This window comes from Streptomyces sp. NPDC051217 (assembly GCF_044455465.1).
Taxonomy (GTDB): domain Bacteria; phylum Actinomycetota; class Actinomycetes; order Streptomycetales; family Streptomycetaceae; genus Streptomyces.
On sequence record NZ_JBITEV010000002.1, the window covers coordinates 607,333 to 625,834 of the forward strand.

Below are 18,502 nucleotides of genomic sequence, written 5' to 3' on the forward strand. Positions count from 1 at the left end.
GACGAGAACCAGCCCTCCACCGTCCAAGTCGCGCCACGCTACGAACTTGGCCGCTTCCGGGGACCGCCCGCCGAACGCGGATCGGGGCTGCGCAGCGCGTCGATCGCGAGGCGCGCCGCGGTACCGATGACTGCGTCGGCCGCCGGCAGGGCGGCGGCCGGGCTGGCCGCGCGGGTGAAGACCGCGACGGCGTAGCGGCCGCGGTCGGGGTATTCGATGACGCCGACCTCGTTACGAAGGGTGGGCGCGCTGCCGGTCTTGCCCGCGACGTGCACCTCGTCGAAGGGGAAGCCGGATGCCAGCCGGTGGGGCCACACCTGGAGACCCAGCAGGCGGCGGACGGCCGCGCTGTGCTCGGGGCCGCACGCCTCGTCGCGCCAGATCGCGCCGAGCAGGCGGGTCATGTCACGTGCGGTGCTGCGGTTGGTGCGGGCCGGGTCGAGCGCGCGCAGGCGGGCGAGGACCTGGGGGTCCGCCAGCGCCTGCGAGCCGCCGTGCCCGGCGTCCTCCCTGATGCCCGCGATGAACTCGCGGAAGGTCTGGACGGCGTGGGTACGGGTGAGTCCCAGACGCTCGGTGGTGTCGTTGACGGCGTCGAGGCCGACGCGTTCCAGGAGGAGTTCGGCGGCGGTGTTGTCGCTGACGGCCATCATCAGATAGGCCGCGTCGCGCAGCGAGAGACGTGCCGGGTCGAGCATGGCGGAAAGCCCCGTGGGTCCCGCCGTACGGCCTTCGGCCGGTGCATCGGCCTGGTCCGTCAGGGCCAAGTGCCCCGCCTCCGCGTGCTGATGGAGCGTGACGAGCAGAGGAAGCTTGTGGACGCTCGCGGTCACCACGGGCTGGTCCGCGCCCACGTCGATCTGGGCGCCTGAGTCGATGTCCACGGCGTGCAGCCAGCCGGTGACACCGGCTTCGGCGAAGGCGGCGCGGATCCGGTCGCGTGGGTGGGTGCGGGCGGGGGGCTCGGTCATATCCAGTACTCCGCCGCCGGGCGCAGATGCAGCGGACCGGTGGACAGGTCGGGGCCGGCGGCAGTACGGCCCAGGGCGTCGGTGACGGTGTCGGCGAAGGCCCGTACGGCGGCGTCGCCCCGCCCCTTGGGCCAGGCGGCCGAGTGGCGCCAGGCCAGCGGGGCGCCGCTCAGCGGGCGCCAGCTGAGGCCCGGGTCCCCGGCGTGGTGGGCGTCGCGCGGTCCGAAGGCGACGGCGCGGCTGGACAGCAGCAGGCCGCGTATGAAGCTCGGGCCCTGGCCGTGCCGGACTGCGGCGGGGGTGTAGCCGTGCCGCGCGCAGGTGGTCAGGAGGTCGTCGTGGACGGCGGGCGCGTGGGCGCGGGGGAAGAGGATCAGGTCGTATCCGGTGAGCGCGGCGAGCGGGACCGTTTCGAGGCGCGCCTCAGGGGCGTCGTGGGGCAGCAGGACGCCGAGTTCATGGCGCAGGACGGGGCCCAGCTCCAGGCCGGACACGTCGCAGGGGTGGTGGATGAGCCCGACGTCGAGTTCGTGCGAGGCGAGCCGGGCGAGCTGCTCGGAGGTCCCGAGCTCGTGCAGTTCCAGTTCCACTCCCCCTTCCCGCTCCTGGAATCCGGCCAGGATCGCGGCCACGGTCTCCCCCGTGATGTCGGGCGGCAGCGCGGCGCGCAGCAGCCCGCTGTGACCGTCCTGGATACGGCGGGCGGTGGCCATCAGCGCCTCGGAGTGGGCGAGCAACTGGCGTGCCTCGTCCAGAAGGAGCGCGCCTCCCTTGGTGATCGTGACCTGCCTGCTTGAGCGCTCGAAGAGACGTACGCCCAACTCCCGCTCCAGCCGCTGGATGCGCTGCGACAGGGGTGGCTGGGCGACACCGAGTCGCTGGGCGGCGCGGCCGAAATGTAACTCTTCCGCTACAGCCACAAAGCACTGGAGGTGTCGTATCAGGTCCACGACCAGCAATCATACCGATGATTGATCGATCCATGAGCGATACCGGTCTTGGACGTGAACGGGCGGGCGTTGATCTCCTCGGGTCGAAGGAGGTGCGGGCCCCAGGCCCGTACCCCCACGTGAAGGGTCCGATCAGACCGCCCCTGGAAGGAAAGCCGCCACCGTATGTCCAGCCGTACCCGCACCCGTATCCAGGTCCCCCGCCGTGCCGCACTCGCCACCCTCACCGGCCTCGCCACGATCCCTCTCGCCGGCTGCGGCGGTGGCTCCTCCGACGACGGGTCTGTGTCCCGTTCCGACTCCACCCCCTCGAAGTCGGCCCCGGCCCGGTCGGGGGCCTCGTCCAAGACCGACCCCCAGCCGGCGCGGGCGTTCGCCGGGCTGGAGCGGAAGTTCGACGCCCGGCTCGGCGTCTACGCGATCGACACCGGCAGCGGCCGGTCCATCACCCACCGGCCCGACGAACGCTTCGCGTACGCCTCCACCTGCAAGGCGCTGCTCGCCGCCGTGATGCTGGAGAAGAACTCCCTCAGAGAACTCGACCGCCTGGTCCGGTACGACCGCGACTCCCTCGAAGGTCATTCGCCGATCACCGAACGGCATCTCGCCACGGGGCTGACCTTGCGCGAACTGTGCGACGCAACGGTCCGCTACAGCGACAACGGTGCGGCCAACGTGCTCTTCGACGAACTCGGCGGCCCGAAGGGCCTCGAAAAGGCGCTCGTCGGGATCGGCGACCGCGTCACCCGGTGCGACCGCTACGAGGTCGAGCTCAGCGACGCAGTCCCCGGCGATCTCCGCGACACCAGCACCGCCCGCGCGCTGGCCACCGACCTGCGTACGTATGTCCTCGGGGACGTCCTCCCCACCGGCAAACGGGCCGTGCTGACGGACTGGCTCAAGCGCAACACCACCGGCGACACGGTCATCCGCGCGGGCGCCCCCAAGGGCTGGCAGGTCGGTGACAAGACCGGCACCGGCGGCTACGGCACCCGCAACGACATCGCCATCGTCTGGCCGCCCAAGGCGGACCCGATCGCCATCGCCGTCCTGTCCCGCCGCGACTTCAAGGACGCCGAGCCCGACGACGCCCTCATCGCCGAGGCCGCCGAGGTCACCCTCGACGCCTTCGCGTAGAGCGGACCGCGCCCCTCGGCGAATCACCCCGTCGCGGACACACACTCCAGCACCGCGAGCCGGCGCGCCTCCGTCGACTCGACGCGCGCCGCCTGGGTCTGGGTCAGCACGTCGCACACCCAGTCCCAGTGCAGCGCCACGAGGTCGCCGGGAGCGAGCCCCGTGATCAGGGACCGGCCTCCCGTCGACCAGCGGACGGTCTCCTCGCGGGGCGGTCCCGGCATCAGGGCCGTACCCGTCCAGGTCAGCGGGCGCGACTCGACCGTGGCCGACTCGCCCCAGACCGAGCGGACGACGCCCGTCCGGATACGGCACCGGTCGAGGACCGAAAGCGCCGTCGGATGACCCGAGGCGCGCAGCAACTCCGCCCAGGGGTAGACGTCGAAGACCTGGAAGCTGTGGTGGGCGAGGGCGCGGTCGGAGGCGTCACGCCAGGTGCCGCCCAGCTGGCCGCGGAAGCGGTCACGCATACGGGCCAGCAGGGCCGCCGGGTCGGCCCGGTCGAGGAGATCGTTGCCGATCCAGTACGCCTCGACCACGCGCTCGTCGAGCGGGTCGTCGAGGCCGGCCGTCTCGGCGAGGAATTCGAGATAGCACCAGGCGCCGTCGAACTGCCGGGCGCCGCGCTCGATGCCCTCGGGGTCGGCCGGGCGCAGCAGCGCGGCGGAGTCCGCCGGGCCGCAGTAGCCGAGTTCGTTGGGCGGGTAGGCGTACCGCGCGAAGAGGATCGCGCCGCGCTCGCTCATCGCTCGCTCATTCAGCAGATTCTCGGGAGCTGTTCGCCGACGGGGAGAGGGACGACCCGCGAGCCGCCGAGCCCGGTTCTGGCCACCACCATGCCGGGATGGTCGGGTACGCAGGTGCCGATCCGGCGGGCCGCGCCGCCCAGGGGATGCGCCTGGAGGGCCGCGAGAACCTCGTCGGAGCGGTCACCGGGGACGATCGCGATCAGCTTGCCCTCGTTCGCGACCTGGAGCGGGTCGAGCCCGAGGAGGCTGCACGCGTCGCGCACGGTGTCCGGTACGGGCAGGTCCCGCTCGATCAGTTCGACGCCGACCCCCGAGGCGGTGGCGATCTCGTTCAGCGAGGCGGCGACGCCACCGCGTGTGGGGTCGCGCAGGACGTGCACGTCGGCGCCGGTGACGAGCATCGCGGCGACGAGACCGTGCAGCGGCGCGGTGTCGCTCTCGACCGTCGTGCCGAAGTCCAGGCCGTCCCGGCAGCTCATGACCGCCACGCCGTGCACCCCGATGTCGCCGCTGATCAGCACGGCGTCCCCGGGCATGGCCCGGCGCGGGCCGATGTCGACTCCCGCGGGGATCACCCCGATCCCGGAGGTGTTGACGTAGACGCCGTCCCCGCTGCCGCTGTCGACGACCTTGGTGTCGCCGGTGACCAGTCTGACCCCGGCCGCTCGCGCCGCCGCGCCCATGTCCTGGGCGATCCGGCCGAGTTCGGTGAGCGCGGTGCCTTCCTGGACGATGAACGCGGACGACATGAAGAGCGGTGTGGCGCCCGACATGGCCAGGTCGTTGACAGTGCCGTTGACGGCGAGGTCCCCGATGGAGCCGCCGGGGAAGAACATCGGTCTGACCACGAACGAGTCGGTGGAGAAGGCGAGCCGGGTGCCGTCGCCGACGGTGAGTACGGCCGAGTCGCCCAGTTCGGGTGCGGCGGCGGAGCCGTACGCGGGGAGGAACAGGTGCTCGACCAGCTCGGCGGACATCGCTCCGCCGCCGCCGTGGCCCATGACGACCGTCGGGGTCCCGCGGAGGGGAACGGGGCAGGTCCAGCTCTCGAAGTCGAGGCCGTTGCCCCCGGGGACGGTCGCGGGAGCGGCCACCGGGGCGGGAAGGTGATTCGTCGTCTCGGTCTCAGTCACTTCGCATCGACCAGTTCCAGTCGGCGGTAGGTGAAGTACGCGGCGCACGCGCCCTCGGAGGACACCATCGTGGCGCCCAGCGGATTCCTGGGGGTGCACTCCTTGCCGAAGGCCGCGCACTCGTGCGGCTTGATCAGCCCCTGGAGCACATCGCCCGACCGGCACAGCGACGACTCGGCGGTACGGATGCCGGCCACGTCGAACCGGCGTTCGGCGTCGAACTCCGCGTACTTCTCCGAGAGTCGCCATCCGCTGCTCGGGATCATGCCGATGCCGCGCCATGTCCGGTCGGTGACCTCGAAGACGTCCCGCAGCATCTCCATGGCGGGAAGGTTGCCCTCGTCACGCACGGCGCGGGGGTAGGCGTTCTCCACCTCGTGGCGGCCCTGTTCGAGCTGGAGGACCGTGCGGCGGACACCTTCGAGGATGTCGAGAGGTTCGAATCCGGTGACGACGACGGGGACTTGGTACTTCCGCGCCAGCGGCGGGTACTCGGAGGTCCCCATCACGCTGCACACGTGCCCGGCGGCGAGGAACGCCTGCACCCGGCAGGTGGGGGACTCCATGATGGCGGCGATCGCGGGCGGTACGAGCACGTGCGAGACGAGCAGGGAGAAGTTCCGTACGCCGAGCCGCCGGGCCTGATGGACCGTCATGGCGTTGGCGGGGGCGGTCGTCTCGAAGCCGATGCCGAAGAAGACGACTTCCTTGTCGGGGTTCTCGCGGGCCAGTTTCAGCGCGTCGAGCGGGGAGTACACGACGCGTACGTCACCGCCCGCGCTCTTCACCGAGAACAGGTCCTGCCCACTGCCCGGCACCCGCAGCATGTCGCCGAAGGAGCAGAAGATGACACCTGGGCGGGCGGCGATCGCCAGCGCCCGGTCGATGATCTCCAGCGGGGTCACGCACACCGGACAGCCCGGTCCATGGATCATCTCGACCCCGTCGGGCAGCAGTTGGTCGATGCCGTGCCGGATGATCGAGTGCGTCTGGCCGCCGCAGACCTCCATCATGGCCCAGGGGCGGGTGGTGGCCGCGTGGATCTGGTCGACCAGCCGCTTGGCGAGAGCGGGGTCGCTGAACTCGTCGAGGTACTTCACTTGACCGTGCCTTCCACTGATTCCCGCTGCCTGGCGGCGAGTTCGAAGCCGTCGCCGAACTCCTCTTCCAGGAGCCCGAGTTGCTCGAAGTTCGCCAGGGTCCGCAGGGCCGATTCCTCGTCGAGCCGCTGGATGGCGAATCCGACGTGGACGACGACGTACTCGCCGGTCTCCGCGTCGGGGACGTACTGGAGGCAGACCTCCTTGCGTACGCCGCCGAAGTCGACCTGGGCCATCAGGGCGCCGTCGACCTCGGCCGTACTGAGCACCCGCCCGGGGACTGCCAGACACATGGTGCCTCTTCCTTCTCTCTGGATGGGGTGATCTGACGCGGAGTCAGCCGGACGCCGCGATCAGCAGTTGGCCGAAGGCGATGCCGCCGTCGTTGGGTGGCAGGAGGCGAGGGCGCAGGACGGTGAAGTCCTTTGCGCTGAGAGCCTGTTGAGTCGCTTCGAGCAGGACGGCGTTCTGGAAGACCCCGCCGCCGAGCGCGACCACCCCGAGCCCGGTCCGGTGCCGGCACAGCTCCGCGAGCTCGACGGTGAGGGCCGCGACGGCGGCGTGGAAGCGCGCGGCGATCAGCTCCGGAGGAACACCCGCGCGTACGTCACGGACCACCGCGCGGATCACCGGAGCGGGGTCGGCGACGACGGGCTCACCGGCACCCGGCGCGGTCGGCACAGCGAGCGTGAAGACGTAGGCGTCTCCCGCGACCTCGCCCGGCACCGATCTCGCCAGGCCCTCCAGCGCGATCGCCGCCTCCGCCTCGTAGGCCACCTCGTGCCGTACGCCCGCCAGTGACGCCACCGCGTCGAAGAGCCGGCCCATGCTCGAAGTCGGCACACAGCCGAAGTCCGTCGCGAACTGGTGCGCCAGCACGTCGCGTTCCTTGTCGGGGCACGCGGCCACGGCGGGCAGCTTCTCGTCCCAGTCGATCCCGGCGGCGTGCAGATGCGCGAGTGCCATCCGGTACGGCCGCAGCACGCTCGCGTCACCGCCCGCCAACGGCACGTAACCCAGGTGCGCGGCCCTGCGGTACGACGTGTAGTCGGCGATCAGCGTCTCGCCGCCCCACACCGCGCCGTCGGGGCCGTGGCCGGTGCCGTCGTAGGCGAAGCCGATGACGCGCTCACCGGGGCCGCGTCCGTGCTCGCCCAGGACGGACGCGATGTGCGCGTGGTGGTGCTGCACGGTGCGTACCGCCCGGCCCTTGGCATGCGTGCGGGCCCATGCGCCGGAGCGGTAGCCGGGGTGGGCGTCGGCCACGAGCTGTTCGGGTTCGACCCCGGTCAGCAGGCCCAGGTGGGCCGCCGTGCGGGTCAGCGCGTCGACCGTGGAGAGGTCGTCCATGTCGCCGATGTGCTGGCTGACCCAGGCGTAGCCGCCCTCGCCGAGCGCGCAGGTGTTCTTCAGGTCGGCGCCGGCGGCGAGCAGCGGCGGGATGTCGAAGGGCAGCGCGAGGGGCAGCGGGGCGTACCCGCGCGATCTGCGTACGGGCAGTTCGGCGCCGGCGACGAACCCGCTGACGGAGTCGTCGCACGGCACCTGGATGGGCCGGTCGTGCCGCAGCCAGGCGTCCACCAGCGGCGCGAGTTCGGTCAGCGCCTTCGTGTCGTCGGTGACGATCGGCTCGCCGAAGCGGTTGCCGGAGGTCATCACCAGCGCGTCGGGGCCGGGGGTGTCGTCGCCGATACCGAAGAGGAGGACATGCAGGGGGGTGTACGGGAGGAGCACACCGAGGTCCGGGTTGCCGGGGGCCACGTCGGCCGCGAGGCCGGCGCCGGCGGCCGGTGCACGGCGCGGCAGCAGCACGATCGGCGCACGGGGGCCGGCCAGGAGCGCCCGCTCGTCGTCCGTCACCGTCACCAGTTCTTCGGCGACGCCGAGGTTCGCGACCATGACGGCGAAGGGCTTGCCCCCGCGGTGCTTACGGCGCCGCAGTTCGGAGACGGCCGCCTCGTCACGGGCGTCGCAAGCGAGGTGGTAGCCGCCGAGTCCCTTGATCGCGACGATCTTTCCCTCGGCGAGCAACCGCCGTGCCGCGCGCAGTGCCCGGCCCCCTTCGCGGACCACCTTGCCGTTCGAGCCGACGAGTTCGAGACGCGGGCCGCACGCGTGACAGGCGATCGGCTGGGCGTGGAAGCGGCGGTCGCGCGGATCGCCGTACTCCGCGCGGCAGTCGTCGCACATCTCGAACGCCGCCATGGTCGTCGCCGCGCGGTCGTAGGGCATACCGGTGACGATCGTGAAACGCGGGCCGCAGTGGGTGCAGGTGATGAAGGGGTGGCGGTACCGGCGGTCGGCCGGGTCGCGCAGTTCGGCCAGACAGTCCCGGCAGGTCGCGGTGTCGGGCGAGACCAGGGTGCGGACGCGGTCGGCGGCGCTGGAGGCGGCGATGACGAACTCCGCTCCCCCGGCTGGTGGTTGGTCCGTCTCGGTCACGGATTCCACGGCGGCCAGCGGGGGCGGGTCGGCTCGCAGCCGGCGGCCGAACTCCGCGACGGCTTCGGCGTCGCCCTCCACCTCGGCGACGACGCCGGAGCCGGTGTTGGCAACGGAACCGGTGAGCGCGAGTTCGGAGGCGGTGACGTAGACGAACGGGCGGAAGCCCACACCCTGGACGACACCACGCACCTCGAACCGGCGGCGGACGCGGGGCTGTTGGGCCTCGACGGCCTCCGGCTCCTTTGCGCCGCTGCCCATCATCCGAAGACCGGACAGCGCTTCGGCCGCCTTCGCCTCGTCGATGATCTCCATTGCGAAGCCCATGTGCAGCAGGACCCAGTCACCGGCGGCCGGGGGCGAGTCGAGCATGCCGACGTTGATACGGCGCCGGGCGCCCTCCACGTCGACGAGTGCGAGCTGGTCCGCGTAACCCTCGACGATCTCCACGACTCGCCCAGGGATGCCGAGACACATGATCAGGACCTCCGGGTCCGGGCGGGTACTGGTGCGGGTGCGGCCGTCGCGGGGTCCGCCGTGCGTGACGACGGCGCGGGTCCCGCGGCGAGCAGCCGCCGGACCAACGCGCGCACCTCCGCCACCGCTTCGGGGACGGCGGCGGCGACGGCCTCACTGAGGCCGATGCCCTCCTCGACGTCGGCGGGGGTGCACCCCACAACGTGGGTGTGCGGAAGCGTACCGCCCAGTTGGCCCAGATTTGCCAGGACAGATACCGGATTCATCCCGTGTGCGTCGAATTCACCCGTCCCGAGGTCGTCCGGACCCACCTCCAGAACGGTCAGCTCGCCGGGCGCGCCGCCGCCGGGGCAGGCGTCGACCAGCACGAGCGCGTCGTACCCGTCGAGCAGGTCGTACGCGAGGTGCATGCCCCGGATGCCGTAGTCGACGACCCGGACGCCGTCGGGAAGCGGCGCCCCGGGTCCGGCGAGCCGGCGTACGACCTCCGGCCCGAAACCGTCGTCGCTGAGAAAGAGATTGCCGATACCGGCAACGAGCACGCCGCCGCTCACGTCAGGTCTGGTCCTCGGCACGCGGCGTACCGCGCAGGTGCGAGGGACCGGTGCCCTTGTCGTCTCCGGTCCGCGGCTTCTTCGCCCGGTCGGCGGGCCGCTCGTCGGCCGGCGAACGGGTGGCGCCCTTCTCGGTCGCCTCGGGGTCGGCCGACTTCATGTCGGGGTCCTCGACGGGGCCGGTCGCGCCGCCCGTCCTGGCGCCGCCCTTGGCCGGCTTCTCGCCGTCTCCGCGTCCCGCGGCCTTCCGGCGGCCCTCGTACGGCGGCGTGGCACGACCGCCGGTGTCGGCGTCGTCGGGGCGGTTCGGTTCCTTCGTCATGGTGTGCTCCTTGGGCGGGGTTCCCGGTCTCCGCTCGGCGGGCCGGTGGGCGCTACGGGCCGCTGAGGGGTCTCAGTTGCCGCCGGACTGGAGGTTCGGGGAGTCCGGGTCGATCGGCTTGTTGGGTTTGACGGAGGTGTCCGACTTCTCGTCGGAGCGGCCGGCCGGGCGGTCGGCGGGGCCTGCGGACGGCTGGTCCGAGCCGGTGTCGCGCGAGCCCTTCGGCCCCCGCTCCTCCTGCGGTTCCTCGTCGTGGCGTCCACGTGCTGCGTCGGTCATCGGATGCTCCTCTCACTCGTGGCGGCGCTCACATCGAGCGCATGCGGACGTATCTGCGGATGTCGGGAAGCGATCGCACGCCGACGGCGACGGCGACCATCGCCGCGGCGGCGGCCACACCCGTGGTGATCATTCCGAGGGTTCTCACGAGGGGTTCTCCTTCCGGTGTTCCGGTTGACGGGGGCTGTCGGTGGTATCGCGGCTCTCGTCGGCCTGCCGGGGGTCACCGGCGGGAAGCGGTTGAAGTTCGTCGGGGGCGAAGTAGAAGTAGCGGCCGTACCAGTCGTGCATCTCGGCCGCCGGGTCGTCGACCAGGACGAGGGCGACGTGCACGCCGCCGTCGACGTCCGAGAGCACGGCGGTCACCCGTGCCACCTGCCCGGCGAAGAAGAGGTCCTGCGCGTCGGCGCGGCGGGACGGGTGTACGCGTACGAGGCTGCCCTTGGTGACCGGGACCCCCTCGATGACCACGACGTCGGACTCCGGCGACACGGCGGCGTCGGCCGCCGGGTCCCACCAGGGCACCCCGCCGGTGTCGAAAGCGGCCGGCTCGGCGTCCCGCAGGTCGGCGACGGGTGCCGTGGCTGTGGCGGCGGCTCTGGCGGCCGGGCCGTGGGGGTCGCGGAGAAGGCCGTGGAGTCGCTGGAGGTCGTCCGCCGACATCGTGTCGCAGCGGTCGATGATCTCGCGGGCCCGGGGGTCGGTGGCCCGCGCCTCCGCCTTCTCCTCCTCCGTCATGGTCATCACGCGGAGGGTGAGGATCTCGTCGATCTCGGTGGAGTCGAAGAGGGCGCCGGGGCTCTGTTCGGCGATCTCCGGGTGGTCGTAGAGGATGATCGGCGCGCCCAGCACCGTGTCCGTGGAGCCCTTCGCCCCGGCCAGGACCGGCCAGCACCCGCGCTGCTCGCACCGGGCGGCCGCGGGGGCGGCCTCGTCCGACGGCTCACGCAGGGAGACGAAGCCGGCGCCGTGGGCCTGGAGGAGCAGGTGCGTGCCGATCAGGGAGGCGCGGATCGCGGTGTCCTTGTCGGTGGCGGTCCCGGTGTGCTCGTTGTCCACCGACACCGACAGCCGCAGAAAGCCGTCGTCCCACGTCGTACTGGTACGGACGCGGGCCGCCAGCGGTTCGCGGCGCCGTACGACGCGGCCGACCGTCACACCGTGTTCGTCGGTCAGCGGCTCGGTCTCCTCGCCACCGGGGACGGTCAGCAGTTCGTCCGTCGAGCCGCCCCGGCGGTCCAACGGGACGGTGGCCGGGTCGAGTTCGCACTCGACCGCCTCGTCCCAGCTCAGGACCGGCACACCGGCCACGTCGAGTCGACCGACGGGAGTGTGCCCGCCGTCCTCGTCGAGCCGCTGCACCTCACGCACCTGAAGCTGGAGGAATCTGAGCCGGACGGTCACCTCCGCGCCGACGGCCGACACCCCGTCAGGAACCGTCAGCAGCACCTGCATCGCCATTCCCGGATCCTCGGCGAAGCTCCCGGGCGCCGCGCCCGGCGGGCCGAGGACGCCGAACTGCCAGCGCGACTGATTCTTGTGGGACCCGGCCCGGTACGGGTACAGCAAGTAGCCCTCGTACAGGACCGCGTCGGCGATCGCACGGACATGGTCGAGGCCCACCGGGGCGGTGGGCGTCAGGGGGGTCATGTGACCACCTCGCCGATCTCGTCGGCGGCGGCGCGCGCCCGCGCGTCCGCCAGCACCGTGGTCACCGTCTCGTCCCAGCTGATCAGTCCACGCCGCTCACGGAAGTCCGCGAAGCGGGCGAGGACGTCGTGATCGAGCCTGATCCAGCCGGAGTTGGGGAAGTGGAAGGCGATCATCTGCCGCCATACGGCCACCGGCAGCTGGTACCGCGCCTCGCAGTCCCAGGGCACCAGCCGTACGCCGAACCCCGAACCGCCGCCGCTGCCACCGCCCTTGGTGAAGACGGTGCCCGAGAAGAGCAGGCTCATCGGCACCGTCCCCTCCCCGAGCGCGTGCAGATAGCGGGAGCCGATGACGTCGAAGTCGTAGGTGCAGGGCAGCGCGAGGTCGACCTCGGTGGAGCCGGTGAAGCCCTGCACGGTCGTGTGGCACTGCATCCACTGGAACGGCCGCAGGGTGTCGGACCACCGCTCGCGCTCCCCGAACAGCCCGCGCAGCGCCTCCTGTTCGGCCGGTCCGTAGTGGCGGCGCTGCGGATCGATACGGACCTGGCAGCGCAGCACGATCGCGTGGATCCGCTCGTCCGTGCCGTCCTCGACGCGCAGCCGGGCCGTGAGCTGCGGCGTGGCGGTGTACGGCTCGGCGATGATGTCCTGTACGGAGAACTCCAGGCCGGGGGCCGTGGCGCCGCTCATGAGGCCCCGCCGCCGGTCGAGGCACCGTTCACCGTCGCCGCGGAAGCGTCCACGGCCGCCGGCACGGGACCCGCGGGCCGGCTGCGGCCCTCGACGTGCTCGAAGAAGGCGTCCATCGCGGCGTGTGCCTCCTGGCCGCCGTCGAAGCCGCGCCACAACGTGCGCAGCCGCCCGACCAGTTCGTAGCACGCGTCGATCGGCACCAGATGGCAGGACGCGACCGACTCGCGCCCGTCGCCGCTCCCACCCGCCGCGGTGCGGCGTACGAGCAGCGCCTCGACGTCCGGGCGCAGCACAGCCAGTTCGGGGTTGGACTCGACGATGGTCGCCCAGGCGTCGAGGGGCAGTTCGGACTCCGTGGCCCCGGCCGGGCCGGGGTAGAACGCGATGGTGCGCTCCTGCACGGAGTTGCGGAACAGGAAGGCGAGCCCCACCGGGATCTGGAGCTCGTCCCAGGTGCGCGCGTCCAACGGGAGCCCGTCGAACCGCAGATAGCGGTCCGGGACCGCGCGGTAGCGCAGCCGCGCGCCCTCGTCGGTGAAGAGGAGATAGCAGGCCCGGCAGCCGCACATCAGGGTGCGGCTCTCCAGATTCACCACATGCTGATGGTCCTCGCCGATCGGCGCGGCGCACATCTCGCACCGCTCACCGGCGGCCGGCTCGGGCCGGTTCCGGCTGACCCGCAGCAGCGCGGCGACCGGGGACACGGTGCGGCCCTGGGGTGCGCTCATGTCGTGACCACGGCCCGGACCGGTACGGCGACCGAGACGGACGCCCCGTCCGCCAGCAGCGGCAGCGGATCCAAGTGCGCCCCGTCGGCCTCCGCGTCGAGACAGGCACCGGCCCGCCGTACGTCGTAGTGCGCGCGGCAGGCGGAGCAGCGCAGCACCCCGTCACCCGAGCCGCCCCCGAGCCGCCGGGCCAGCGTGGCGCCCTCCATCGGGCGCTCGCACCGGGCGCACCGGTCGCGGAAGGCGAACAGGTCAGGGCCGATCCGGCAGGCCACGACGGGCAGCCCGCCGGCGGTGAAGCGCTCGACACCGCCGGACTCCAGGGCGAGCAGGGAGGGGACAGGTTCCCAGGTCGCGCCCGCGTCACCGGCGCCGGGATCCGCGTCATGCAGCCGGGCGAAGAGGGCGTCCACCGGTACCAGCGGGCCCGTGGCCTCGGCGGCGCTCTCGTCGGCGGCCTCGACCTCGATCGTGGTGATCTCCGGTGCGGCGGCCTCGACCGCGCCCCGTACGGCGAGTTCCAGGGTGGCGGAGGAGGACGGGCAGCCGTCACAACTGCCCAACAGCCGCAGTTTCACGGCCCCTTCGTCCGTCACGGCCAGCAACTCCACGTCGCCGCCGTGCGAGCCGAGATACGGCCGTACGCTGTCCAGCGCCTTCTCGACCCGCGTCACCACGCTGTACGGGTGCAGTCCGTGCACCAGCAGCACGCTCGCCACCAGGTCGTCGGCGGCGATGGCGGCCAGGGTCTCGTCGTCCAGCCGCCCCTGCTCGTGGACGAGGTCGAGGAGGCGTTCGAGGCCGGCGCCGTAGAAGTCGGTGACGAGCCGCACCAGTTCCTCGCTGCGCTCGCGCGCCACGACGCCGCCGGCCGCGCTCGCGGCGATCAGCGTGTCGATACGCTCGCCGGTCGCCCGCCACTCCTCGGACCCCGGGGACTGGTGGGCGTGCCGCTCCGCCATGGCGTGACCGTCGCCCACGTCACTCACTGCCCGCGGACTGCGTGGGCGAGTGCAGCAGCTCCAGCTTCTTGCCCTCACCGAGATACATGTGCACACCGCAGGGCAGGCAGGGGTCGAAGCTGCGGACCGTACGCATGATGTCGATGCCCTTGAAGTTCTCCCGGTCGTTCTCCTCGAAGATCGGCTGGCCCTGCACCGCGTCCTCGTAGGGGCCCGGCGTCCCGTAGATGTCGCGCGGGCTGGCGTTCCACGGGGTCGGCGGATACGGGTGGTAGTTGGCGATCTTGCCGTCCCTGATCACCATGTGGTGCGAGAGCACACCGCGTACGGCCTCGGTGAAGCCGCAGCCGACGCCCTCCTCCGGGACCTCGAACTTCTCCCACGTCTTGGTGTGGCCGGTCCGGATCTCCACGAGCGCCTTCTCGGCGAAGTGCAGGGCGCAGGCCGCCGCGTACGCCTGGAAGTAGGTCCGCGCCCGGTTGCGCTCGATGGTGTTGCTCCAGCGCGGGACGTGCCACTCCAGCTCGACCGGGCCCTTGAGCGCGGTCTTGGGGAGGTTGATCTTCACGCTCTTGCCGGTGGCCTGGATGTAGCCGATGTCGACGAGACCGGCCAGCGCGGTGACCCACAGCCGGGCGAGGGGCCCGCCGCCGGTGTCGAGCGCGAGGTAGTCCTCGCCGTCGAACCAGCGCGGCGACATGACCCAGCTGTACTTGTCGCCGAGGTCCCGCTTCTGCGGCTGCGGGTTGGTGTGCTGGTTCCACGGGTGGCGGCGGTCGACGGGGTTGCCGAGCGGATCGTGGGTCACGAACATCTCCTGCTCGTCCCAGTCGTTGTAGTACGACGAGCCGAGCAGGATGCGGATACCGAGGTTGATCTTCACCAGGTCGGTGGTGATGAGCTTGCCGTCCACGACGATGCCGGGGGTCACGTACATCTTCCGACCCCAGTCGGTCATGTCCTTGTACTCGAAGTTGCAGTGCTCCGGGTCCTGGAAGGAGCCCCAGCAGCCGAGCATGATGCGGCGGTTGCCGACCAGTTCGTAGCCGGGCAGCGCCTCGTAGAAGAAGTCGAAGAGGTCGTCGTGCATGGGCACGACCTTCTTCATGAACTCCACGTAGCGCTGGAGCCGGGTGATGTAGTCCGTCATGAGCTGGATGGTCGCCACGGTGCCCACCCCGCCCGGGTAGAGCGTGGAGGGGTGCACATGGCGGCCCTCCATGAGGCAGAACATCTCGCGGGTCATCCGGCTGACCTGAAGGGCCTCGCGGTAGAACTCGCCCGTGAAGGGGTTCAGCGACCGCATGATGTCGCCGATGGTCTTGTACCCGTGGTCCTCGGCGTGCGGGGAGTTGGTGCGGTTGGCCAGTTCGAGTACGCCGGGGTTGGTCTCGGCGACCATCTTCTCGCAGTAGTCGACCCCGACCAGATTCTCCTGGAAGATATTGTGGTCGAACATGTACTCGGCGGCCTCGCCGAGATTCACGATCCACTCACCCAGATGCGGCGGCTTCACGCCGTACGCCATGTTTTGCGCGTAGCAGGAACAGGTGGCGTGGTTGTCACCGCAGATTCCGCAGATCCGGCTAGTGATGAAGTGGGCGTCGCGCGGGTCCTTGCCCTTCATGAAAACCGAATAGCCACGGAAGATCGAGCTGGTGCTGTGGCACTCGGCGACGACCTTCTGCTTGAAGTCGATCTTCGTGTAGATACCCAGACTCCCGACGATTCGGGTGATGGGGTCCCACGCCATCTCCACCAGTTCGTCTCTGCCCTGGCTCGTCGCCGTCATGGGGCCGCCTCTTCTTTCCGTTTCGGGTTTCGTGGAGGGGTGAGTTACCAGGTGGTGTCCAGGTGAGTGCCCCATCGGCCGCCGGATCGGCGGCCGATGGGGCACTCGCAGGATTACCAGGTGCGGGTGGCGCCGGTGGTGAGTTCCTTGCCGCGCTTACGCCACTTCGGTTCGCGGTCGAGCGTGTGGGTGGTGATATGACGCAGGCGCCGCATTGTCGCCCCGTACATACCGACGGCATTCGTGGAGAGTTTCCCGCCAGGGGGCTCGTCCATGAACGGCATGAATTTGTCCGGGAATCCGGGCATGGTGCAGCCGATGCAGATCCCGCCGACGTTGGGGCAGCCGCCGATTCCGTTCATCCAGCCGCGCTTGGGCACGTTGCACTTCACGGCGGGACCCCAGCAGCCCAGCTTCACGATGCACTTGGGCGAGCCGTACTCCGTCGCGAAGTCGCCCTGCTCGTAGTAGCCGGCCCGGTCGCAGCCCTCGTGCACGGTCTGGCCGAACAGCCAGGTCGGACGCAGTTCGTCGTCGAGGGGGATCATCGGGGCCTGGTCGGTGGCCATGTAGAGCAGATAGGTGAGGGTCTCCGAGAGGTTGTCCGGCTGGATGGGACAGCCGGGGACGCACACGATGGGGATCCCGGCCTTGGACTTCCACTCCCAGCCCAGGTAGTCCGGGACTCCCATGGCGCCCGTGGGGTTGCCCGCCATGGCGTGGATGCCGCCGTACGTGGCGCACGTCCCGGCCGCGACGATCGCGGTGGCCTTGGGCGCCAGCCGGTCGAGCCACTCGCTGGTGGTCATCGGCTGACCGGTCGCGGGGTCGTTGCCGAAGCCCGACCAGTAACCCTCTTCGTGCAGCCTCTCGTTGGGGATCGAGCCTTCGACGACCAGGACGAAAGGCTCCAGTTCGCCGCGGTCCGCCTTGAAGAACCACTCCAGGAAATCGTCGGCGCCACCGTTCGGGCCGCACTCGAAATCGATCAACGGCCAGTGCACGGCGATCTGTGGCAGACCGGGCAGCGCGCCGAGTGCGATCTCCTCGATGCTGGGCTGGGTCGCGGCGGTCAGCGCGACCGAATCCCCGTCACAGCTCAGTCCCGCATTGATCCACAGCACATGGATCAGCGTGTCCTCTGCTTTTTTCGCCGCTTCTGTCGGCATAGCACCGCTGCCTTCCGCGATTGGCCCACCCGATACCCATGAATCTCATGGGTGTGGCGTCACTCACATTGCTACCATCTAGGATCCGGCTGAGCGTTCTGTCAACACGGGTTTCGTCCGGGCGGCCCTGCTTTTGCGTCAGGAATTTCTGAGCCAATTGGGTGACTTAGGGAAGGCCGGTCAGTCGGTGCATGAATTGTCGATCACGCAGAGCATTGTCGACGCGGTATGTGAGCGCGCCGCGGGAAGGCCGGTGCGTACCGTCAGTGTCCGGGTGGGAATGCTGACCGCCGTGGTGCCCGACTCCATGCGCTTCTGCTTCGACCTGACCACGGCGGGCACGGTCGCCGAAGGCGCGGCACTCGAAATCGAACAGCCGCCGGGAACTGCGCGCTGCCGGGCGTGTTCGAAAGACTTCACCCTGGCGGATCTTGTATTGCTGTGTCCGTGTGGGAGCGCCGATGTGGAGATCACGTCGGGACAGGAACTCCAGATCATCTCCATGAGAGTGGGCTGACCTATGTGCGGTACGTGCGGTTGCTCAGGCGGAAGCGAAGGGGGCACCGGGACGCGGATCGCCGTACCCCACGCGCACCCGCACGACGGCGATCACGAGAACGGGCACGGACACGAGCACGAGAACGGGCACGAGCACAGTCACCTCCGCGAGCACGCCGGGCCGCACCGGGGCCACGCCCGGCCGGTCGCGATCCGCGGGGCGGCCGGCGGCGGCGAGACCATCACCCTCGAACAGCGGGTCCTCGCCAAGAACGAGGATCTCGCCGCCCGTAACCGCTCCTGGCTCGCCGAACAGGGCATCGTGGCGGTGAACATGATGAGTTCCCCCGGCGCCGGCAAGACCACCGTCCTCGAACGCACCATCCGGGACTTCGCCGGGCAGCGTCCGGTCGCGGTCATCGAGGGCGACCAGGAGACGATGCTCGACGCCGACCGGATCAAGCGCGCGGGCAGCACCGTCGTCCAGGTGAACACCGGCGCGGGATGCCACCTCGACGCGGAGATGATGCGGGACGCGCTCATCACCCTGGCCCCGGTGTCCGGATCGCTCGTCCTGGTCGAGAACGTCGGCAATCTGGTCTGCCCCGCCCTCTTCGACCTCGGCGAGCGCAGCCGGGTCGTGATCATCTCGGTCACCGAGGGCACGGACAAGCCGCTCAAGTACCCCTATATGTTCGCCGCCGCCGACCTGGTGATCATCAACAAGATCGACCTCCTGCCGTACGTCGACTTCGACGTCACCCGCTGCGAGGAGTACGCCCGTTCCGTCAACCCCGGCCTGCGGTCGCTGGCCGTGTCCGCGACCACCGGAGAGGGAATGGGCGACTGGTACGACTGGGTGGCCGGGCAGTACTGAGCCGCGCCGGCCAC

General features: G+C 70.7%; 20 protein-coding genes. 3 read left to right on the forward strand and 17 right to left on the reverse strand.

The window, feature by feature from the left end:
* Window positions 1-38: 38 nt before the first annotated feature.
* Entirely contained in the window at window positions 39-971 is a 933-nt protein-coding gene (locus ACIBBB_RS07790) for a serine hydrolase (RefSeq protein WP_398979836.1), read from the reverse strand.
* A complete protein-coding gene (locus ACIBBB_RS07795) occupies window positions 968-1,921 on the reverse strand; it encodes a LysR family transcriptional regulator (protein WP_398979838.1) in 954 nt (317 codons plus the stop codon). The genes ACIBBB_RS07790 and ACIBBB_RS07795 overlap by 4 nt, the downstream gene beginning before the upstream one ends.
* A gap of 165 nt (window positions 1,922-2,086) precedes the next feature.
* Here ACIBBB_RS07795 and bla point away from each other — a divergent pair, with 165 nt between their 5' ends.
* Window positions 2,087-3,058, forward strand: coding sequence for a class A beta-lactamase (bla, locus tag ACIBBB_RS07800; protein ID WP_398979840.1), 972 nt, complete (start codon window positions 2,087-2,089; stop codon window positions 3,056-3,058).
* Window positions 3,059-3,081: 23 nt separating this feature from the next.
* On the opposite strand, the gene ACIBBB_RS07805 is transcribed toward bla, so the two are convergent.
* From ACIBBB_RS07805 to ACIBBB_RS07875, 15 genes are all read right to left on the reverse strand, one after another.
* Window positions 3,082-3,804: a DUF6390 family protein gene (locus tag ACIBBB_RS07805; protein WP_398979842.1), complete on the reverse strand. Its 723-nt coding sequence runs from the start codon at window positions 3,802-3,804 to the stop codon at window positions 3,082-3,084.
* A gap of 11 nt (window positions 3,805-3,815) precedes the next feature.
* Window positions 3,816-4,808, reverse strand: coding sequence for a hydrogenase expression/formation protein HypE (hypE, locus tag ACIBBB_RS07810; protein ID WP_398980073.1), 993 nt, complete (start codon window positions 4,806-4,808; stop codon window positions 3,816-3,818).
* 128 nt (window positions 4,809-4,936) lie between these two features.
* Complete coding sequence (gene hypD, locus ACIBBB_RS07815; protein WP_398979844.1) at window positions 4,937-6,040, reverse strand: hydrogenase formation protein HypD; 1,104 nt, start codon at window positions 6,038-6,040, stop codon at window positions 4,937-4,939.
* The gene (locus tag ACIBBB_RS07820; RefSeq protein WP_398979846.1) at window positions 6,037-6,333 is read right to left on the reverse strand and encodes a HypC/HybG/HupF family hydrogenase formation chaperone; all 297 of its coding nucleotides are present in this window, start codon (window positions 6,331-6,333) and stop codon (window positions 6,037-6,039) included. Before ACIBBB_RS07820 ends, hypD begins: the two co-directional genes overlap by 4 nt.
* 43 nt (window positions 6,334-6,376) lie before the next feature.
* Window positions 6,377-8,959: a carbamoyltransferase HypF gene (gene hypF / locus ACIBBB_RS07825; RefSeq protein ID WP_398979848.1), complete on the reverse strand. Its 2,583-nt coding sequence runs from the start codon at window positions 8,957-8,959 to the stop codon at window positions 6,377-6,379.
* A gap of 2 nt (window positions 8,960-8,961) precedes the next feature.
* The gene (locus ACIBBB_RS07830) at window positions 8,962-9,513 is read right to left on the reverse strand and encodes a hydrogenase maturation protease (RefSeq protein ID WP_398979850.1); all 552 of its coding nucleotides are present in this window, start codon (window positions 9,511-9,513) and stop codon (window positions 8,962-8,964) included.
* A 1-nt stretch (window position 9,514) separates the two neighbouring features.
* Window positions 9,515-9,835, reverse strand: coding sequence for a hypothetical protein (locus ACIBBB_RS07835; RefSeq protein ID WP_398979852.1), 321 nt, complete (start codon window positions 9,833-9,835; stop codon window positions 9,515-9,517).
* Between the two features lie 72 nt (window positions 9,836-9,907).
* Window positions 9,908-10,114 carry a hypothetical protein gene (locus ACIBBB_RS07840; RefSeq protein ID WP_398979854.1) on the reverse strand — a complete coding sequence of 69 codons (207 nt, stop codon included), beginning with the start codon at window positions 10,112-10,114 and terminating at the stop codon, window positions 9,908-9,910.
* 28 nt (window positions 10,115-10,142) lie between these two features.
* On the reverse strand, window positions 10,143-10,262 hold the full coding sequence (locus ACIBBB_RS07845; RefSeq protein ID WP_398979856.1) for a DUF6893 family small protein: 120 nt from the start codon (window positions 10,260-10,262) through the stop codon (window positions 10,143-10,145).
* Window positions 10,259-11,764, reverse strand: a complete 1,506-nt coding sequence (locus ACIBBB_RS07850; protein WP_398979858.1) for a hypothetical protein — start codon at window positions 11,762-11,764, stop codon at window positions 10,259-10,261. The genes ACIBBB_RS07845 and ACIBBB_RS07850 overlap by 4 nt, the downstream gene beginning before the upstream one ends.
* A complete protein-coding gene (locus tag ACIBBB_RS07855) occupies window positions 11,761-12,459 on the reverse strand; it encodes a DUF6084 family protein (RefSeq protein ID WP_398979861.1) in 699 nt (232 codons plus the stop codon). The genes ACIBBB_RS07850 and ACIBBB_RS07855 overlap by 4 nt, the downstream gene beginning before the upstream one ends.
* The gene (locus ACIBBB_RS07860; protein ID WP_398979863.1) at window positions 12,456-13,190 is read right to left on the reverse strand and encodes a DUF5947 family protein; all 735 of its coding nucleotides are present in this window, start codon (window positions 13,188-13,190) and stop codon (window positions 12,456-12,458) included. The genes ACIBBB_RS07855 and ACIBBB_RS07860 overlap by 4 nt, the downstream gene beginning before the upstream one ends.
* Window positions 13,187-14,152, reverse strand: coding sequence for a NifU family protein (locus ACIBBB_RS07865; RefSeq protein WP_398979865.1), 966 nt, complete (start codon window positions 14,150-14,152; stop codon window positions 13,187-13,189). The genes ACIBBB_RS07860 and ACIBBB_RS07865 overlap by 4 nt, the downstream gene beginning before the upstream one ends.
* 19 nt (window positions 14,153-14,171) lie before the next feature.
* Window positions 14,172-15,944, reverse strand: a complete 1,773-nt coding sequence (locus ACIBBB_RS07870; protein ID WP_398979867.1) for a nickel-dependent hydrogenase large subunit — start codon at window positions 15,942-15,944, stop codon at window positions 14,172-14,174.
* Between the two features lie 113 nt (window positions 15,945-16,057).
* The gene (locus tag ACIBBB_RS07875) at window positions 16,058-17,113 is read right to left on the reverse strand and encodes a hydrogenase expression protein HypE (protein WP_398979869.1); all 1,056 of its coding nucleotides are present in this window, start codon (window positions 17,111-17,113) and stop codon (window positions 16,058-16,060) included.
* A 133-nt stretch (window positions 17,114-17,246) separates the two neighbouring features.
* On the opposite strand from ACIBBB_RS07875, the gene ACIBBB_RS07880 reads away from it, so the two are divergent.
* Window positions 17,247-17,630: a hydrogenase maturation nickel metallochaperone HypA gene (locus tag ACIBBB_RS07880; protein ID WP_398979871.1), complete on the forward strand. Its 384-nt coding sequence runs from the start codon at window positions 17,247-17,249 to the stop codon at window positions 17,628-17,630.
* A 3-nt stretch (window positions 17,631-17,633) separates the two neighbouring features.
* Window positions 17,634-18,488 carry a hydrogenase nickel incorporation protein HypB gene (hypB, locus tag ACIBBB_RS07885; protein WP_398979873.1) on the forward strand — a complete coding sequence of 285 codons (855 nt, stop codon included), beginning with the start codon at window positions 17,634-17,636 and terminating at the stop codon, window positions 18,486-18,488.
* Window positions 18,489-18,502 lie beyond the last annotated feature (14 nt).

What these genes read in the sequence shown, in the direction of transcription:
- ACIBBB_RS07855 (WP_398979861.1), bottom strand. Translation starts at nt 12,459, where the DNA reads ATGAGCGGCGCCACGGCCCCCGGCCTGGAGTTCTCCGTACAGGACATC.
- hypB (WP_398979873.1), top strand. Translation starts at nt 17,634, where the DNA reads ATGTGCGGTACGTGCGGTTGCTCAGGCGGAAGCGAAGGGGGCACCGGG.
- ACIBBB_RS07860 (WP_398979863.1), bottom strand. Translation starts at nt 13,190, where the DNA reads ATGAGCGCACCCCAGGGCCGCACCGTGTCCCCGGTCGCCGCGCTGCTG.
- ACIBBB_RS07850 (WP_398979858.1), bottom strand. Translation starts at nt 11,764, where the DNA reads ATGACCCCCCTGACGCCCACCGCCCCGGTGGGCCTCGACCATGTCCGT.
- ACIBBB_RS07865 (WP_398979865.1), bottom strand. Translation starts at nt 14,152, where the DNA reads ATGGCGGAGCGGCACGCCCACCAGTCCCCGGGGTCCGAGGAGTGGCGG.
- ACIBBB_RS07790 (WP_398979836.1), bottom strand. Translation starts at nt 971, where the DNA reads ATGACCGAGCCCCCCGCCCGCACCCACCCACGCGACCGGATCCGCGCC.
- ACIBBB_RS07840 (WP_398979854.1), bottom strand. Translation starts at nt 10,114, where the DNA reads ATGACCGACGCAGCACGTGGACGCCACGACGAGGAACCGCAGGAGGAG.
- ACIBBB_RS07835 (WP_398979852.1), bottom strand. Translation starts at nt 9,835, where the DNA reads ATGACGAAGGAACCGAACCGCCCCGACGACGCCGACACCGGCGGTCGT.
- ACIBBB_RS07875 (WP_398979869.1), bottom strand. Translation starts at nt 17,113, where the DNA reads ATGCCGACAGAAGCGGCGAAAAAAGCAGAGGACACGCTGATCCATGTG.
- bla (WP_398979840.1), top strand. Translation starts at nt 2,087, where the DNA reads ATGTCCAGCCGTACCCGCACCCGTATCCAGGTCCCCCGCCGTGCCGCA.
- hypE (WP_398980073.1), bottom strand. Translation starts at nt 4,808, where the DNA reads ATGGGCCACGGCGGCGGCGGAGCGATGTCCGCCGAGCTGGTCGAGCAC.
- ACIBBB_RS07870 (WP_398979867.1), bottom strand. Translation starts at nt 15,944, where the DNA reads ATGACGGCGACGAGCCAGGGCAGAGACGAACTGGTGGAGATGGCGTGG.
- ACIBBB_RS07820 (WP_398979846.1), bottom strand. Translation starts at nt 6,333, where the DNA reads ATGTGTCTGGCAGTCCCCGGGCGGGTGCTCAGTACGGCCGAGGTCGAC.
- hypF (WP_398979848.1), bottom strand. Translation starts at nt 8,959, where the DNA reads ATGTGTCTCGGCATCCCTGGGCGAGTCGTGGAGATCGTCGAGGGTTAC.
- ACIBBB_RS07805 (WP_398979842.1), bottom strand. Translation starts at nt 3,804, where the DNA reads ATGAGCGAGCGCGGCGCGATCCTCTTCGCGCGGTACGCCTACCCGCCC.